General features: G+C 41.1%; 15 protein-coding genes and 4 pseudogenes. 7 read left to right on the top strand and 12 right to left on the bottom strand.

Annotated elements, in window-relative coordinates:
* The first annotated feature begins 178 nt into the window (after positions 1 to 178).
* Positions 179 to 565 (top strand): hypothetical protein, encoded by a 387-nt coding sequence (locus tag FD30_RS00680; RefSeq protein WP_056943494.1) that lies wholly within the window; start codon positions 179 to 181, stop codon positions 563 to 565.
* Positions 566 to 615: 50 nt separating this feature from the next.
* Here FD30_RS00680 and FD30_RS00675 read toward each other — a convergent pair whose 3' ends face one another.
* The 3 genes from FD30_RS00675 to FD30_RS00665 all read right to left on the bottom strand — a co-directional run bounded on the left by FD30_RS00675 (position 616) and on the right by FD30_RS00665 (position 4,141).
* Positions 616 to 3,381: a DNA methyltransferase gene (locus tag FD30_RS00675; protein WP_056943493.1), complete on the bottom strand. Its 2,766-nt coding sequence runs from the start codon at positions 3,379 to 3,381 to the stop codon at positions 616 to 618.
* Positions 3,382 to 3,501: 120 nt separating this feature from the next.
* Positions 3,502 to 3,780 (bottom strand): helix-turn-helix domain-containing protein, encoded by a 279-nt coding sequence (locus FD30_RS00670; RefSeq protein WP_003589707.1) that lies wholly within the window; start codon positions 3,778 to 3,780, stop codon positions 3,502 to 3,504.
* Position 3,781: 1 nt separating this feature from the next.
* Complete coding sequence (locus tag FD30_RS00665) at positions 3,782 to 4,141, bottom strand: type II toxin-antitoxin system RelE/ParE family toxin (RefSeq protein WP_003589709.1); 360 nt, start codon at positions 4,139 to 4,141, stop codon at positions 3,782 to 3,784.
* Between the two features lie 208 nt (positions 4,142 to 4,349).
* Here FD30_RS00665 and FD30_RS00660 point away from each other — a divergent pair, with 208 nt between their 5' ends.
* The gene (locus FD30_RS00660) at positions 4,350 to 5,183 is read left to right on the top strand and encodes a DUF6414 family protein (protein ID WP_054719984.1); all 834 of its coding nucleotides are present in this window, start codon (positions 4,350 to 4,352) and stop codon (positions 5,181 to 5,183) included.
* Positions 5,183 to 6,328: an AAA family ATPase gene (locus FD30_RS00655; RefSeq protein WP_056943492.1), complete on the top strand. Its 1,146-nt coding sequence runs from the start codon at positions 5,183 to 5,185 to the stop codon at positions 6,326 to 6,328. Before FD30_RS00660 ends, FD30_RS00655 begins: the two co-directional genes overlap by 1 nt.
* A 174-nt stretch (positions 6,329 to 6,502) precedes the next feature.
* On the opposite strand, the gene FD30_RS11650 is transcribed toward FD30_RS00655, so the two are convergent.
* The 3 genes and pseudogenes from FD30_RS11650 to mobQ form a co-directional block, all read right to left on the bottom strand.
* Complete coding sequence (locus tag FD30_RS11650) at positions 6,503 to 6,673, bottom strand: hypothetical protein (RefSeq protein ID WP_125715963.1); 171 nt, start codon at positions 6,671 to 6,673, stop codon at positions 6,503 to 6,505.
* A gap of 122 nt (positions 6,674 to 6,795) precedes the next feature.
* Positions 6,796 to 8,819, bottom strand: a pseudogene (locus tag FD30_RS00650) (type IA DNA topoisomerase).
* 96 nt (positions 8,820 to 8,915) lie between these two features.
* Positions 8,916 to 10,979: a MobQ family relaxase gene (gene mobQ, locus FD30_RS00645; RefSeq protein WP_056943491.1), complete on the bottom strand. Its 2,064-nt coding sequence runs from the start codon at positions 10,977 to 10,979 to the stop codon at positions 8,916 to 8,918.
* Between the two features lie 253 nt (positions 10,980 to 11,232).
* Here mobQ and FD30_RS00640 point away from each other — a divergent pair, with 253 nt between their 5' ends.
* Positions 11,233 to 11,460 (top strand): hypothetical protein, encoded by a 228-nt coding sequence (locus FD30_RS00640; RefSeq protein ID WP_076621456.1) that lies wholly within the window; start codon positions 11,233 to 11,235, stop codon positions 11,458 to 11,460.
* A gap of 22 nt (positions 11,461 to 11,482) precedes the next feature.
* Positions 11,483 to 11,761 carry a hypothetical protein gene (locus tag FD30_RS00635; RefSeq protein ID WP_056943490.1) on the top strand — a complete coding sequence of 93 codons (279 nt, stop codon included), beginning with the start codon at positions 11,483 to 11,485 and terminating at the stop codon, positions 11,759 to 11,761.
* Here the strand turns inward: FD30_RS00635 and FD30_RS00630 are convergent.
* The 3 genes and pseudogenes from FD30_RS00630 to FD30_RS00625 form a co-directional block, all read right to left on the bottom strand.
* Positions 11,751 to 12,572 carry a Fic family protein gene (locus tag FD30_RS00630; RefSeq protein WP_056943489.1) on the bottom strand — a complete coding sequence of 274 codons (822 nt, stop codon included), beginning with the start codon at positions 12,570 to 12,572 and terminating at the stop codon, positions 11,751 to 11,753. The genes FD30_RS00635 and FD30_RS00630 overlap by 11 nt on opposite strands.
* Before the next feature lie 50 nt (positions 12,573 to 12,622).
* Positions 12,623 to 12,822: pseudogene (locus tag FD30_RS11695) on the bottom strand (hypothetical protein).
* Positions 12,823 to 12,977: 155 nt separating this feature from the next.
* Positions 12,978 to 13,304 (bottom strand): annotated as a pseudogene (locus FD30_RS00625) (replication initiator protein A); the annotation flags it as partial.
* A 1,422-nt stretch (positions 13,305 to 14,726) separates the two neighbouring features.
* Here FD30_RS00625 and FD30_RS00620 point away from each other — a divergent pair.
* Together FD30_RS00620 and FD30_RS00615 are read left to right on the top strand one after the other, a co-directional pair.
* Positions 14,727 to 15,527: a ParA family protein gene (locus tag FD30_RS00620; RefSeq protein WP_015639692.1), complete on the top strand. Its 801-nt coding sequence runs from the start codon at positions 14,727 to 14,729 to the stop codon at positions 15,525 to 15,527.
* Position 15,528: 1 nt separating this feature from the next.
* Complete coding sequence (locus tag FD30_RS00615) at positions 15,529 to 15,879, top strand: DUF5388 domain-containing protein (RefSeq protein ID WP_011222016.1); 351 nt, start codon at positions 15,529 to 15,531, stop codon at positions 15,877 to 15,879.
* A 347-nt stretch (positions 15,880 to 16,226) separates the two neighbouring features.
* Here the strand turns inward: FD30_RS00615 and FD30_RS00610 are convergent, their stop codons facing one another.
* The 3 genes and pseudogenes from FD30_RS00610 to FD30_RS11835 all read right to left on the bottom strand — a co-directional run.
* Entirely contained in the window at positions 16,227 to 16,484 is a 258-nt protein-coding gene (locus FD30_RS00610) for a hypothetical protein (RefSeq protein ID WP_056943488.1), read from the bottom strand.
* Positions 16,484 to 16,684 carry a DUF5776 domain-containing protein gene (locus FD30_RS11840; protein ID WP_225426493.1) on the bottom strand — a complete coding sequence of 67 codons (201 nt, stop codon included), beginning with the start codon at positions 16,682 to 16,684 and terminating at the stop codon, positions 16,484 to 16,486. Before FD30_RS11840 ends, FD30_RS00610 begins: the two co-directional genes overlap by 1 nt.
* Before the next feature lie 120 nt (positions 16,685 to 16,804).
* Positions 16,805 to 17,188 (bottom strand): annotated as a pseudogene (locus FD30_RS11835) (GH25 family lysozyme); the annotation flags it as partial.
* Between the last annotated feature and the right edge of the window lie 244 nt (positions 17,189 to 17,432).

Raw genomic sequence — 17,432 nt, 5'->3', positions numbered from 1 at the left:
CTAATGAACACTTGTAATTCCTAGTATAGCACAGAAATAAAAATGGCCATTAGGGTATACCCTATTGGTCGCTTTTGATCCATTATCAATGGCTTTTTAAATTAGGGCCTAGTACTTTGGGAATGGAAATACTTTCCAACACCAAAAATTCTAGACCCAAATAATTTTACAATCTACCATGGCTAAAATGTTAAGCATGCGCGATTTCGACTACTCCAAGATCGGCAACATCTTTGAACTAGACGAAGTCACCCCTAAAATGGCAACTGAAGAACGCCTTGATGATTCTGGCAACAAAATCATGGGCAATGATGGTACACCGCGGAAATTCAACACGGATGAAATTGTCGGCTATAAGTATTCCGTCACGATTCTGGAAGGTGAACATCGTAAGAAGTCCACTCAGATCACCGTTGCTGGTCTCGACTGTCCAATCAACAACGCGGAAATCATGAAACGTGACAGCGTGAAATGCCGCTTTACCGGTTTAGAACCAAGCATGGTCGGCAACCCAATCTACTGCAAGGCTGAAAAGATTGAATTAGTGGCCCCGCAGGCCAAATAGAAACACTCTGGGCTACCCAATCTAAACGGGTAGTCCTTTTTCTCGCAATTCTACTTGGTCAGTTGCCGATAACGTTCAAACAGCATGGCGACGGTATCACTCTCGGTGGTGCCTTTAATTATCAGCCCATATGCCCGCATAACGGCTCGATCATTATCTTGGTGGGCTTTGCGCAGTTCAGGAACTGTCGCCAACGGATCATAGAGATCAGCTAAGCTACTATCCGGGTAAAGTTTACGGGCATCGAGAATCCTCTGGGCTGTTTGTTCAATCTGCGCCTTTTGCTTATCATCAACTTCTGGCCACGGAAAATTTGCATAGACGGTTGGCGAGTAACTGTAATCGCTCTTCATTCTACCAGCAACCGCACGCATCCACGCCATATGCACATTAGAAGTCATCACACCGAACATATACAGACTGGCATTCGGAACGAGATACAGCTTGTTGCTGGCAATAACCGCTGGAGACATCCACCCCATCGGCACATAACGTCGGTTTTCGCTCGAAACCTCAGGGACCGCTAGATAGTTTGAATCCGGTTGACGAATTTCAGTGAATAACATGGGCATTTCCGCCAATGCTTTAACTGACGGTGTAGGACTTTTTAATCTTGCTTCGGTGACGGCCGCTAACCGTTCCATAATTGGTGGAACAGAACGAAATTGACTTGGTGATACACCCTTTAACCAAATGCAGTACCGCTCAACATTATTGATAAAGTCTCTGGAGCCAACATAACGTCGGATATAACTTTCTGTTTGCGGGTACTGCTTAATTAACGCCGCTCGTTCCGCTGGAGAAAGAATTAAGTTACCCCCGTCTGTTGGTTGGCTTCCCTTAGACATCACAGGAAAGTTGGCACCGGAAATACTAGTCTTTCGACGTGGCTGTGGGAATACATCAGTTCCCGCGGTAAGATACGCATTGATATGGTCAACCAGCTTCATCTGCCCCCCTTCAAACAGACGCTTCTTCTCCTTGCGTGGGTAGCCGGTGAAGCCAATGATGACCACATGGACTTGCGCCTTCTCCTTGGCCTCACTGCTCCAGCGGAATGTCCGATAGGCGAATTGAATTTCAATGCCCTTCTCGAATAGTTTTGGCCAAAGCGTTGGCGCTTGCTCACCTTGCGTGATCGAGTTAGTTGAAACAAAGGCGACCTCGGTCGTCTTACCTTGAATGAAGTCAGCCGCTTTGTTGTACCACGCCGCCACATAATCCAGCTTGCCATACTTGGTAAAATCATGGAAAGCAATATCCATGTCCGCTGCTTGCGCGCGTGTCCGCTTTTCGTGACCATAAAATGGTGGATTACCAATGATGTAAGTAATTCTCTCGCCGCCGACTACCGTTTCCCAATCGAGACGGATGGCATTGCCCTCTGTGATGTTGGTGTACGTCTTCAATGGCAAAAAGTCCATATTCGCGTAAACAATCGCCGCCGTTTCTTCCATCATCTGCGATTCAGCAATCCACAGCGCTGTCTTGCCGACGGACACCGCAAAGTCATTGATTTCAATACCATAAAACTGTTGAATGGACACCTTGATCAAATCGTCATCAACTGCCAACATGCTTTCATTCCCGTAAATCAAGCTGATAACCTGGTTTTCGAGCTTCCGCAATGACAAATAGGTTTCAGTCAGAAAGTTACCTGACCCACACGCTGGATCAAAGAAACGCAACTTACCGAGCCGGGCTTGAAAATCTGTCGCGCGCTGAATCATGGTCTTACGTTGCTTAATTTGCTTGATTTCAGTCAGCTCATTTCGGAGACCGTCTAGGAACATTGGATCAATGACTTTATGAATATTTGCAATCGAGGTATAGTGCATGCCACCTTCACGTCGCGTGTCTGGGTTCAAGGTACTCTCAAACACCGCACCAAAAATTGTTGGGCTGATCTCAGACCAGTCAAACTCCTTGCTGGCTTGATCTAGAATCAAAGCGCGCAACGAATCGGTGAATTGTGGAACCTCAACTTCCTCATTAGTAAACATTCCGCCATTCACATACGGAAACTCAGCCAACTTTTCTTCCAGATATGGGTCGCGTTTATCGATTGGCGTATCCAGCACACGAAACAGGTCTATCAAGGCCGTACGCAGATGCCGCGTCTCAAATTCATTGAGATAGTCGTGAAACATACCATGACGGCCAAAAATGCCAGCATCTTCAGCGTACAAGCAAAACACTAGACGTACAGACAACTCGTTAATACTACGCTGACTGCTGGCATTAGTAGGATCACGATACTGCGTGAACAGTTCATCGTAAATCTTGCCGACCAACTCACCAGCTTGCATTGAAACTTCCATCTCTTTGTCGAGATGCGGATTCAACTGATCGACGATAAAGTCCAAACGGTAATACTCAGTCGGTAAGTCCTTAAGCTGGATCACTGCCGGCTCGCCATTAGGTTGCTCCATATCATACACGAAGAACTGGGTAAAGTTGCTCGTGATAATCCAGCGCGGCCGCTTAGAGTACGGTAAATTGGCGGAATATCGTTTTGCTTGCTCAAATGGAGACAGCAGACTGCCGTCAGACTGCCGTATGCCGTCAAACAAGCTCTTATTTCGGCCTTTCTGTTCAATCAACACCTTGGTTGTGTCAATGAAACCGTCAATAAAGCTGGTGTGATCCAGCATTACTCGGTCTTCAAAACTGATGTACTCACCAGGATTAGGAATATCATAGACAGTCTCCAGCAAGTCCAACCAGAAGGTCTGACTATCCTGTCGTTCATTACCACGATCTTGCCAACGCTTGACAAAGGCCGTGGCGGCTCGTTTTTGATCTGCTTCCTTCATGAAACAGCCTCGATTCGTCAGTATTATGTTTCAAGTATCACGCATCAATCATATAAAGAAAAGCGCCAGTCTCGAAGTTCCGAAAACTGACGCTCACAAACATGGGGACATCGCTATATTCTAAGTGAATTCAACCTTGAGCTTCTTTCCCAGTGCAAAGGCAATCTTGCTCATGGTATCAAAGCTAGTGTTCTGGCCATGCTCGATGCGCGCAATCGTTGATTGCGGCACATCTGCCCGCTCGGCTAGTTCCCGTTGGGTCAAACCGGCGCGTTCGCGCTCGCTCATCAACGCCACTGCGCTCTCAAGTTTGGCAGATTCGGCATCAAAGCCTGCCTTGAATTCAGGGTCCTTAAGTTGTTCAGCGAGATAATCGTCAAAAGAAATGTTCTTTGCCATGTTACTTACCTCCCAAATTATCGTAGTATTCTGTCCTGAGTTCTTTGGCATGATTAAGTTCAGACACCGGCGTCTTCTGGGTCTTCTTCGTGAAGCCATGCGTAATCACATAACGCGGACCTTCAACGTGAAAGTACAAGCCCCGCTGGATATTCGATCCTGTTGTCCGAAGCTCAAAGATGCCATCTGATATTTTTCTGATCCACATTTGGCGCGCCGCCACTTGTAAACCAAATTTCTGTGTCTTGGCAATGACGGTGACCAGCTTCTGCTTTTCCACTGGCTTCAAACTATCTAAGAATTCTTGGAATTCATTGTGTCCACTTGGACGCGTGTAAAACTCGAACTTAGGATTTTCCATGTGTTTAGTATACACCTAGCGAGCCACAGTATCAATATATGCTATCAGCTTCTAAAATCCAAATTTCAAAACTTCTTAGTCTCTAAATGAGTGAATTAAAAGACCACCACGTTCGGGAACGTTTGTTCGAAAATCGACCATAAAAGCCTTCTACTCTGCTATAATACGTATGAATCAATAAAAATTATATAGATAAGGCGGAACACACATGAAGAAAAGCCTGCCACGAAAAATCATCTACTTTGATGAAACCTCCGCTGTAGATTTATTACAGGTTCGTCAAAAAGGACATCTGACGAGAACCGAGGAAACAATTCGATCTATGACTGGGAAAATTGGCGCAGATGCTGACATAAAAGCACAACTAGACGAAGATGTCGGAGTCAATAAACTGGTGAGTCATATCTCTGGCTTATCCGCCGGCATCAACTCAATGATGGGAGCAAATGGATCTCTCAACGGAAGTAAAATTGCCAGAACCGTCATTGAGAATTCTTTGCTTTATGATTTCTTAGAGTCCGCAGAATCAAAACGGGGAACGCCATTATTAGATATTAAGGAAGATTACGCACTCTCAATTCCGAAGGATTCAATGACTTACTTCGCAACTATAGCGCCCCTAACAGAGATGATGGAGGGACATCAACAGCTCGACAATCCAGATATTACCATGGCAATTTCAAAAATGAACAGTGGCATCCGAAACTCTAAAGGTTACTACGAAGTGGTCGGAGAAAAAACTGATTCAAAATTTGGTAAATCCATCACCACTCAAAAGGTATTTCGTTTTAACATTGATGCTTTTAAGAACAATTATCGTATTCAGGATTTGCCTAAAATGAACTTAGTTCTGTATGCTATTCACGTCGGTACAACAAAGCTATCCCAACTCGATTTTGAAACAGAGTTCAATCTTGACAGTCAGCAGTCCGAAGTCGGATTTAGCGGCTTAGCCAAGCAGGCTCAATCCCATCAGGATGCTGATTCTAACGACGAAAAATCGCTTGATGTTTTCGATGTCGTTTTAGCGGGGGTTCGCTAATGGCAAATATTCAACTATTCTACGGATCGAGCAAAGATTTCCGCTCCCTACTTAATCAAAATCAAGTAGAGGACAATTACACACCATTTATGGAGCTGATTCGTCAATATAATGTAACGGTCCGCGCCAACGATACTATGGGCAACAAAGATGCCGAATTTAGCCGCGATAAAATTGGTAATGTGGTAATTTTTGCTGATGACTTTGCATCGGTCACAGAACACGTAATCTCAAATTTCTCGAATATTGTACTACTAGGCCACGACATCGAAAACTTGTATATTCAGAATCCTCCGAAACGAGTTGAATACTCCATCAGATCCAACTTTGATGAGGATGAGATTGTTGAAGTAACGTCGCCATATTTTTCTCCAAGTACGACCGAGGTCACAAAACTTTACTCTCAGCTACTAACCGGAAAAGTTATTGGACAAAACAATGCTAAACACGCATCGTGCGTAGGATTGTACAAAGCGGCATACCATCACCAGAAAAAGCCCACTGTCATGATGTTCTACGGACCCTCTGGCGTAGGTAAAACTGAATTAGCTAAGAATATTAGCAACTTCTACCATGGTAAGTTAACACGAATTCAGTTTTCAATGATGCAAACCGAAGAAGCCTTCAAATATGTTTTCGGTGATGAACATGCTCGGCCATCCATGGCTAGGGACTTACTATCGCGCGAATCAAACATCGTCCTAATCGATGAATTCGACAAGGTGTCCCCTAGCTTATATAACGTATTTTATCAAATGTTTGATGAGGGTATTTTCGAGGACATCAATTACAAAGTGGATGTATCTAGTTGCATATTCATCCTAACGTCTAATTTCAACGATGAGGAAACTATTGCATCCACGGTGGGCCTTCCAATATATTCAAGAATTGATCAAAAGATTAAATTTGAAAAACTAACCAAGGAGGAAATCTCCACGGTCATCTCAAATGCCTTCAAGCGAATTCTGTCAGAACTCACCCTTGAGGATCAGAAATTTATTAGCGCCTCAAAATTAAAAGAACACTATCAAGAAAATTTGCAGATTTTTTCAAACGTTCGCATGCTTAATTCATTTATCGAAAATGACGTATATACCATGTTGCTCGAGCAACAAATAACAGTTAACTCAAGTTCAGATGAATAGTAGTGCCCGATCCCACAAAAAGAGCCATATACTCATAGCAGATTGCTTGAGATATGGCTCTTTTTGTGGCAGGATTTTGGCAGGAAACCAAGTAAATTCTACCTATTTCAACCCGTTTCACTTCGTCTGAAATGCCGTCAAATCAAGATTTTCACTTCAAGTGATACCTGCATTTTATTCCCACTCGGGGGTCGTGCCATAAAGGGCAAGGTAGCCATCGGCTAATTTTTGCCAAGCCACTTGATAATAAGCCCCATTTCCAGTAATTTCTTTTAAATATTTGTAGGTTCCTTTAGTCTGCAAAACCGGTAATTCACTCCCAATGACTGTTAATTCGTTATCCATATTTATGATCTCCTTTGCGTTGCTAATCTCACCCGTTGTTTAGGTTTACTTTTAGGGTTGTAAAAGTGAACCTAAATGACGGGTTCACCAACCGGAACGTAGTGTAGGGCGGTAGGCAGCTTCTAATCAAAATCAAAACTTAATTTATGGCCGTCAAGCTTTAACTTGGCGTCAAACGACTTTCCTTTTTTGCTCTTGAAACCCTTTAATTTACTGGTTTCACCCTTGGTGACTAAGGCTTTGATTGCAGTTTTACCGAGGGTTTTGCTGCTCCATTTCTTGGGTAAGGTAAAGTCTTCGCCTTGCTTAGGCTTCACAATGTAAAACTTCTGTTTATTTAAAACGGTCGCTTGCGGTGTTTCTAAGAAGACTTCGGCGGCTTTTTGCGCTTGCTGCTGATGATTGATTTGTTGCTTAATGGCTGCACTGCCAGTTAATTGCGTGGAAACATCAGCGATCAACTTTGCCACGAACTTTTTGATTTGGTTCAAAAAGTTATCCGGGGTACGTTCTTCGGTACTGATTTGTTGTAACGCTTGCTCCCATTTAGCCGTCATTTCTGGGCTAGTTAGCAAGGGTTCGAGTTCAACCGCTTTACATAAAGTAATTCCGGCTTCACTGACGTGGAGATTGTTCTTTTCAGTAACTAAATAGCCACGTTTCTTTAACACTTCTAGCACATTAGCCCGGGTCGCACTTGTCCCAATTCCTTGCACGTCTTTGAGAATTGCTTGGGCTGCTTCATCATCAAGTGTTTTACCGGCCGTCTTCATGGCTGTGATTAATGTCCCTTCGGTAAACGGTACTGGTGGGGGCGTTTCTTTTTGCGGTGTTTGCAGATTTGCTTGAACTTGGTCGCCTTGGTGAACGATCGGTAGGGTGGCTGCCTTTTGCTGGTCGGCTTTGTTTTCATCAAATAAAGCTTGCCAACCCTGCTTAGTTGGGACCTTACCGGTTGCTTTAAAATTGGCGTCACCAACTTGGGTGATAATGGTGGTTTCCTCGTACTCATACGGATCAGCAAACATCGCTAACGTCGTTCTTAAAACCAAATCATAGACCTGTTGCTGCAATTTAGGCAAGGCAGCTAATTGATCTTTAGTCGGCACGACTTTAGTCATAATAATGGCGTAGTGTTCTTCAACCTTTTTTCCATTAACATAGCGCTTATTCGGGGTGGTGTTGGTTAAAGCGACTCGCTTAGAGACTAACCCCAGATACTTCGTCAGATTAGCCACTAAATACTCAAATTCTTCATTAGTGATATAAGCACAATCAGTTCGGGGATAACTCAACAACTTGGCTTCATATAAACTTTGAATAGCCGCTAAGGTTTGGCTGGCACTGGCATGATACCGTTTATTCATCGCACTTTGCAGACTGGATAGCGAGAATAGTTGGGGACTGGCACTCTTTTTAGCCTGCTTTTGCACGTCCTTGATTAAACCGCCCTGTGAGCCTTTCTGAACGTGTTTAGCTTGCATGAATGTCATTAGCCCTGTTTCATCTTTAAACCGCTGATAGGGGTCTAATTTTGCGACGAATTTTTGCTGATTGGCTAAAATTTCCGCATTTAGTTCAAAATAGGGTTCCGGCTTAAAGTTTTTGATTGCCTGGTCTCTTTGATAGACCATATATAAGGTTGGCGTCTGTACTCGACCAATCGAATACACCCCGCGTACCCCGTTTTGTCTTAATAACAAAGTATATAAAGGACTGCCATTCATACCAATTAACCAGTCACTAATTTGACGGGTTTGGGCTTCTTTATAAGCCAAATAGTCTTTGTGCCAATCACCAAGATTTTTAAAGCCGGTAATAATCGCGTCTTTTTCTAGGCTATTCAACCAAAGGCGCTTAATCATTTTCGACTTAACATCAATATGCGCTTGGTTCATGATCGACCACGCGATATTTGACCCTTCTCGACCACTATCGGTGGTAACAATAATGGTATCGGCTTTGGTTAACAGGTCTTTAACGATCCTGAATTATGCTTGTTTACTAGCTGACACTTCAACTTTGTATTTTTCGGGCAAAATAGGGTCACTAACCGTATAGTAACCCTGCTTTTTATGCTCTTTTGAAAATCTTGGACGTATGAACGGGCTTGACTAGGCTTTTCAGCTAAGATAACAGTGGTCATGTTCGTTCACTCCTTATGATTCAGCTTTTGTTCTAATTCTGTTTTACCTTGTTCAGCCGCTTTTAACCAGGTTTAACGGTGCATTTTTTATTCCGATTACAAGTGCATGCCCCCATCTTCATGCCGGTTTCGAGTTTGGTGTTGCCGTTGCTTTTTCGTCATTTCCCACTCAGTCTCCTTTAAACCTTGCGCCTGTTTTTGCCGTTGGTAATCTTCATCACGGGCATAAAGGGCGGTCATGATTGCGTTACTAAAGGCCGTCTTTAAGTAATAGTCTGGACTAACTGGCTTGTAGTTCAGTGGTTGATAATGTCCGATATTTGCTTTTCTGTACTGGTCGTCCTTGGCTTGTTGCCCTTTTAACTGTTTTTGGATTTTCTCAATCTGACTGTTCTTAATCGTTGGATCGACTTTACATTCACCTAAAAAGAGTTGTTTAGTGCCGTCATGCTTTAAAACTCGTTGTAAGTTATGATTTTCTAACTGATCTAAGCTAAGCTGCCCCGACAAATAAGCTAACCCTAATTGATGTTCTTGGGTACTGAAAACCTGTGGTGGATTTGCTTGCCACTGTTCAATCGTTTCGGCCTGACATGGCTTTAAAACAGGATCATAGTACATCACGGCTGTATAGGCTTGTTCCTGTTTAATCAATGGCAATCCATCTAAATCACCTTTGGGAAAGGCTCTTTTCAATACTTCATGGTATTGCGTTTGAATGACTTGCTTAACGGCCATGATTGTCCGTAGGTCTTTGACTGCTCGAGTAATCTTTTGCTGTTCTGCTGGTGAATACTTTTCTAGTAACCCTTGATCGACGTGTTCCAGGCTTTCTAAGCTATCAGAGTGGATCATTAGCGTATATTTCAGATCAATTTTGGCCTCTTTTTCTTGTTGCATTAATAACTTAAAACCAACGTATGGTCGCTTGGTAAAGGTCAATAATTGCTGGGTCAATAAATCATCACGAATATTCATTAAACGTTCGTTTAATTCACTGCCTTTGAAAACTGTTTGCTCGCTTTCGGTTTCCTTAATTAATTCTCGTCTTTCAGCTTGTGTGGTCTGTTCAAAATTAAGCTCTGGATAAAGTTTTTTCGTAGTACGATCGACCACTTTATTTAAGAGTTCATCTGCCTTTTTTAATGAGCTTTCTTGTTGGTTAATTGTCAATAATTGTTTATTCACATCTTCACCAACCGCATGTTTAATTAAGGTGCTGTTTTTCCAATTAAATAGCATGCGCCGCTTATCATCTAAGTTCTCCAAACTGATATAAGTTTTCAGTTCATGGCTTAACTCTTTAACTACCCGTTTTTCATTAAACGAGAAGTGTTTACTTAGGCTATCTAAATGACCTCTATTGATTACTTTTTCTTGGTTATTTTTATAACTGGCTTTGGCCTTGCGATAGTCCTTAACTTGTTGGTTAAATTCTTTTCTTTCATGCCGCTTACTATTGATTCCCTCATGTTGCATTGGGATATCATCTATTCCCTCCTCGATAAATGATTTTTCGCTGATCCGATCGGGAATATTTTTTTGCTCTAAAACTTGATTGACACTAACCGCCCAATTGTGCCGCCATTCAGTTATTTTTTCTTTTTTATCCCAATCAACTAGCCACACCTTTCTTGATCTTGGAAAACGACTATTTCCTGTATAAGTCTTGTTCCCATTTTCATCTAATATATTTTCTCTTTTACTTTTCAATCCCCATGTTCCGTCTGGATTAAATGGACGATTAGTTAGCATAACATGAGCGTGCGGATTATCTAGGTGATCTCTATGAATTGCTACGTCGGCAACCATACCCTCATCAACAAAATTTTCTTGTACATATTTTTTCAATAATTCTTTCTGTTCATCTTCACTTAATTCAACTGGTAAAGCCACGTTAAACTCTTTTGCATAGCGTGAATTTGCTCGCCGATCTTTTCTTTCGACTTCATTCCATAATTTTTCTCTATCACTCGCCCATGCTGGCGCATTCTTTGGTGTCAAAATAAAGCTTTCTGGCATGACTGACCGAGCATAAAAATAGCTTCGACCTTCTTTTTGATCGAATAACTTTTCACCACTTCGATAAGCAGCTCCAGCAATGGCACTACGTCCTTTACCAGCACTAATATTTTGAAAACTCATGTGAAAAATTGCCATGTCGGTCACCACCTTTCTTTGGGTTCATGGGTTTGCTTTTGTTGTCGCCAACGGCGACTTCTGATACAAGGGTTTAGCATAATAACACAACCAACTTTAGTTGTTGTGTGTAAGTGCGCATTGACCTCGTTTCACTCGGTCTGCTGATTCTCCTGAATTTACTTTTAGTGTATGCCTTCCGCTTCGCTATTTCAACTTTTATACTTTGACTTAACGTTTCCTATATGATATAGTTTCGGTAATTATTTCTAATATGATTGGAGGGATCGTTATGTCTCAAAGTAACTTAGAAAAACAAGAAGCTAAATTAAAAGCCCTTAATCAAAAAATTAAGGACGAAAAAAATAAGATTGAACAACGGCTAGGTAAACAAATCATCAGTCAAGCCAATTTAGATTATGCTAATTTGTCTAACGATAAGATTAAGCTTTTAGCTAAGCAATTTTCTGAATTTTTAAAGGTAAAGTCCGTAGATCATTAGCCATACGAGATGGGGAAATTCCATGTCTAATCAATATGAAAAACTAGTCGAGCAGCAAGCGCGTTTAAAACAAAAAATTGAGCGGGAAGATTTTAAATTACGGCAATCTAAATACTATGAAAGCCGACAAGACCGCAAAGCACGTTCTCGCCGATTAATTCAAAAAGGAGCTTTGCTAGAAAAATACTTTCAAGCTGATAACCTTTCGGTTGAACAAACCGAAGAGCTTTTAAAAACATTTGCCGATTACGTTAATACCCATAAGCCGAATAAGCTCAAAAACGATCAACCTAATAACTAGGCCGATCGTTTTTATTTTCTGGATCATTTTTTGGCTTAATTTCTGGGTTTTGATCCGCAAAATCTTTTAATTGTTCTTGGATTCTTTTACCAATTTCGTCTTCAACTGATTTAAGCTCTAAGTTTGCTCTAATTTGTAATCCTTGAATGCCATTGTCATATGTCCACCGTTTAATTTTAGCCATGTCATTAGTTCGATAATAATTGGCAATTAGTTCGTTCCATTGATCCCACTTATCTAACGGCACATTGATTAAGCCTGCACCACCGTCAATCATAATTTTATTAGCACTTAAAGTCGCCGTCCTTTTGTTCCCGTCCCAAAAGATTTGTTGGCGCATATTATGATACATAACAGTCAATGCTTTATCAGTGGTCGTTGTTTGCGGATCAGCCAAAATTTTTTGTAAAAAGGATTGTTCTTGTTTTTCGTTAATTAAGGATGGTTCAAAAAAGTCTTCACTGCCTAAATCAACTCCTCCTTTTCCTTGCCGTAATTCTCCTGGTACTAAGGCGTCTTCCGCGGCCACAATCTTGTTAATTTGTTTTTCCATGGTTAACGTTAAGGAGGAATTTTGATCAGTGATATATTGCCACCCACGCTTTAAGTTAACAATTGTCAAAATATCTTCAACAGGAACGCCTGCCACACTCATGCCGTCCATAATGGTTTGTGTTTGCGGCAAAGTGGTATTTACGCCTTCAAAGCGGGCACTAGTGTGTACTAGCTTGGTAAAATTTGTTCGAGCAAACCGTTTGTTTTCTGCAACTGTAAATTGATACTTGTCCATATATGCTTGTGTCTTAGTCATATTTTGTGTCTCCTTTTCATTCCAACCACTGATTCTTTGACTCGTCCATGTTAAATCACGAAATGCTTTTCGTTGATAATTTTTTTCTTGCCGTTTATCGTAAGAGGTAAGTGTGTAACGCGTCAAACAACTTGCGCTTATCAGGGTCTGGATTATGTGCCGCTTGTTCCCAAATGCCTTAAATATTGACTGTCCAGGGGTCAGCCAACAATTGCTCTATTTTTTCGACTTCTTTGCTTGGTTTGGTCATTTAAAAAACTCCTTTCCCATCTTTCTAGATTAGTTATCGCCTATTCAGCTATTTAAGGCGCCTATTTTAGCTTCTAAACGGTTTTAAAGCGGCTTTAATATAATTATGTGCCGAACACTTAAAACGGCTTAGATGAGCTTATATGCCGTTTAATTCTAAAAGCGCTCATTGTCAGCGTTTTGCTCTTCGGGGTGGTTGGCCGCATATTCTCTAGCCGCTTGTTTATTCCACCAAACCCCAAATAGGTTTTGCATGGTGCCGTACAAGTAGTTTTCAACGTTATTAATGTGCTTCTCATTGCTTCTAAGAGCGTTAAAGTAGCGTCTCAAGGCTTTGGTCATTAAAGGCTTCAGCTCCTCATCATCAAGTGGGATTAGGACCCCAATATCCTGATGATCCTTCTCAACTCGGTACTTAGCATTTAAGATAATGCCGATGAAGCGACGCATCTGTTGCGGGGTACGGCACCAAAAACTAAGCAGTATTCATCATGTTACAGCACCCAAGTAAAAGCTACGAAGATAAAAACATTCATCCTCAAAACATGTAACCTAGAAAAAAGGCCTCCAGTGTTAAACCGGGAGCCTTTTTTAGTATACCAATTTCTACTTCACATAAGGCGGCTTATCCCAAGTAACCCCCTCACGCCCTGGTACTTCCACATTCCGTTATTTTTTGATTGTGAACTTGTCCAAAAAAGAAGTGGTATAGGTCGCAGATTGGTTTTAATTGGGGAAAGAAATTTTGTAAAATTTACTGGTATTACTCCTAGACCATTCCCTTAAATTCAACTGTCTCATTCTTTGTATTAACCAAAAATTTGCCAACACTTCCCCGATACTTCACTGATACTTTAAATGAATACTTGTAATTTACCCGAGTGTATCGAATACTACTAATTCTTCCCTGATACCCTTGACTACGCAAAACTCTCTTCACTTGGTTCCTTTGTCGATCAGTAATTCTTGCAGAACTCCGATAGATTGTCTTCTTAACGATCACATCTGGATTCAATGGAACAATGTAATCCTTACATTCCAACAATTCCACCAACTTTCTTTTTTTCTTTATATTTGTCTTGACGGGTTACGGTTTTCCATTCAGTTTAGAGGGAGTGACGTTTTGAGCGCAGAATTGTTCCCTGGAATCAGCTATTTGGAATAACTGAACCAGAGTACAATTCTACTACTAAAAGTTTCCCCTTAGTTCGTCGGTCGTTAACGCCCGTCGCTTGTCTGTACAATTGCGGTATTGCTACCACCACTCATTATAAACCTACGTTTTCGGTTTAACCTACTAAAAAACGCCCTAGTAGGCGTTGGTAATACGTATTTATTTTTGTTCGATCACCAACTAATCAGTGGCACCAAGCCGAAGCTTCGTTTTACCACCCGCGCCGTTAATGGTCGCGCTCACCATTCACCACCCAGCCGTACAGATGACCTTGTTGTGGTATAGCCAGACTTATTGAAGTCGCACTGGCAAACGTGTCCCCTTGGATTTAGACCCCAGCTTGTCCCCTAGGGCTTTAAAAATCACACCGGCCATGATATAATAGTCATTAAGCAACGATGACTTTTATGTGGCGCTCACCGATTCCCGTCGGTGGGTGTTTTTTTATGTTCTATTTTATGTAACCAATATTACTCGTTGTTTGGTGATAAATCAACATTTCTTTTTATGTATCCTTGTATCCTTGTATCCTTGTATATTCATATCCTTGTATCTAAGTATCCTTGTATCCTTGTATCTAAGTATATTAGGATACTTGCAGTTAATCTTAATTTAACGGCTTTTGAGAAGAAATGTATCCTTGTATCCTTGTATCCAAGTATCTTTGTATGTTATCATCCTTGTATCCAAGTATCCTTGTATATTAGGATACTTAATTGGAGGTCAGTATAATGGGTGAAGTAATTACTTTTGGAAATTTTAAAGGTGGCACCGGTAAAACAACAAATGCCACGCTTGCATGCCTGGCACTAGCTCGTGCTGGTAAAAAAACGCTATTAATTGATTTCGATCCTCAAGCAAACGCTACAGATATTTACTTTAAAACCGCGGCTAATTTAGGCCACGATGATATTAAATTTAATCAAACCTTGCTTGCATCAATCCAAGAAGAGGACTTATCAAGATCGTTGGTTACTTTGGATAAAAACATTGACTTTATTCCATCAAGCGCAGATTTTTCATTGTACCCACGGATTATGGAAAAAAAGTTTAAAAATAATTATAAAGATAGAGTTACATATTTTAGCAAGCTACTTGCTTCACTAAAAGAAAAATATGATTTTGTGGTATTTGATTTGCCACCGACTATTTCCTTAATTTCTGATAGCGCCTTATACGCTTCAGATTGGGTTCTGATTATCCTTCAAACTCAAGAGCACAGTCTTCAGGGTGCCGAATCGTTTCTAAAATATATACAGGAACAGGTAATCGATGAATACGAAGCACCTAGTTTGAATTTACTCGGTATACTTCCTGTGCTATTAAAGAATGGGGCGCCTGTTGATCACAGCACATTAGAAGTAGCAGAAGAAGAATTTGGGAAAGAAAACATGTTAAAAACCCTAATTCGTAATATGGAAAGAATCAAAAGATATTCAATCAGAGGTGTATTTCTAAAAGATCAGTTCGATAAAAAAATAATTAGATTATACGATTCTGTGGCACAAGAAATTATTGAAAGGGCGGACTAGCATGGTGGAACTTTTACACAATCCTAACTCAAATAAAAGCAAAATAATTCCTAGAAAATCGGCGCCCCAGCCCCAAAAAGAAATTTCCATATCTTCTCTAAACGAATCAAACAAAACAAAGTCTAAACAAATAGATGGTGTTACTTTTGATACTACGCTCAGAATTGACAATCATCTAAAAAACTTTATGAAAGCTATGGTAATTTTAGGGTATAGCTCAACTCAACAAAACGGATTAGCCCAATTACAAAAAACTTTTTTTGAATCGTTAACTGAGTCTGAACAAAATACGCTTACGACTCAAATACAGACTTTGGAAACCGGCGATGCTAACAAAGTAAAAAGTAAATAATCACGTGCTCTCAGACGATACGTTCACCTTTTAGATGTATACTTGTCCGTTTAAATTAAGCAGAATGCACACAAAAAAGTCCTCTATTATGCGGAATAGAGGGCTTTTCTGAAATCAGTACATACAGGCTTTGCTTAGGAGCGTTGCTTGTGTCCATTTAGGACATACAGGCTTTGCTTAGGAGCGTTGCTTGTGTCCATTTAGGACATACACAATCATATAACAATCAATCAATGCTGTCACTTAACTTACTCAAAAAAGCCACCCACCTCGTGATGAGATGAGTGGCTTTTTGGTTGTGTCAACTTTGAAGGATTAAATTAATTCTAGCACTATTTACTTTTCAGTTAACGTACATCATCTTCAACATTGTCTAAGCGTTCGTTGATAACTTTATGCTCGCTTCTGCTAGTGATTAAATCTTCACGCAGCGTATTTTGCGAATTAAACAGCCGTTCAATTCGCTGGCTGCTATCCTTCATACTTTGAGCAATGTCTTGCAGCCGATCTGTGAAGGGCTTCATGACAACCATCAAAGCTGCATAGATACCCGCGACTACAGCCAAAGCTAACGTGATTAATTCAATCCAACGATCAAAGGTCATTACTTACCACCCGACTTTCTGACCAGCTTCACGTAGTCCTTATTAGCAGAGATGTAACCAACATCAGTCTTAATCCGGTACACCTTGCTATATTTAACAGCCTTACCATAGATTGTGCTTCCCTTTGAGAAGTGAATACGGCGCTTATTAGCCTTGTCTAGGGCTGGCTTACCATACACGTTAACCTCACTGGTAATCACTTCATACAAGCCATTATCAGCCCAGTATGAGGCTTTCTTAGGCGTTGCCTTGGTAACCTTACCAGACAGCTTACCATCGAAATCATAACTGCAATCCACTCCGTGCCAGTTGTCGGTATATTGCCAAGCGTTGGCATTAGCTACCCCCGGTTGACTGACACCATAAGCCGCCACCCAGATTGCCTTATCTACTAACTGGGACCGATTAATCCGGCCAGCATTGAACCAGCTACCTGAGCCGTACGTAATCACATTCTTATACCCGTGACTAATCAGGTATTTCAGGAACACGTTAACTTGGCCAGTAGTTGCCCAGGTTAATCCCGGCGCTTCTACATCAATGGCTAATACCGTGGACTTATCTAATCCCATCTTCTTAACCCATGATAGAAAGTATTGAGCTTCAGCCGTTCCCCGACCATGAAATTCATCACGAGTACCGAACACCTGAATGTTTGTGTCTGTAATTCCCAGTAATTTAAGTGTATTAGCTAGTTGAGACATCTATTCCTACCCCGCTTATCTTGAGTTTCGTCGCTTAAAGCATAGCACTAGGGAGGCTTAGATGCCTTTTTTTGTTATCAAAAAGGGCCTAGTACTTTTGGAATGGAAATACTTTCCAACATCAAAAATTCTAGACCCGAATAAAAATGGTCTGATCTCAGTAAAGTACTGAGATCAGACCATTAATTAAAACGGGAGATTGCAAGAATTATCCGAACACTTATTAGAACCTCATCTGTTCCCA

Source organism: Levilactobacillus namurensis DSM 19117 (assembly GCF_001434785.1).
GTDB lineage: Bacteria > Bacillota > Bacilli > Lactobacillales > Lactobacillaceae > Levilactobacillus > Levilactobacillus namurensis.
The sequence above is the reverse complement of the archived record's forward strand: the minus strand, read 5'-3'. Positions and strand labels throughout refer to the sequence as shown.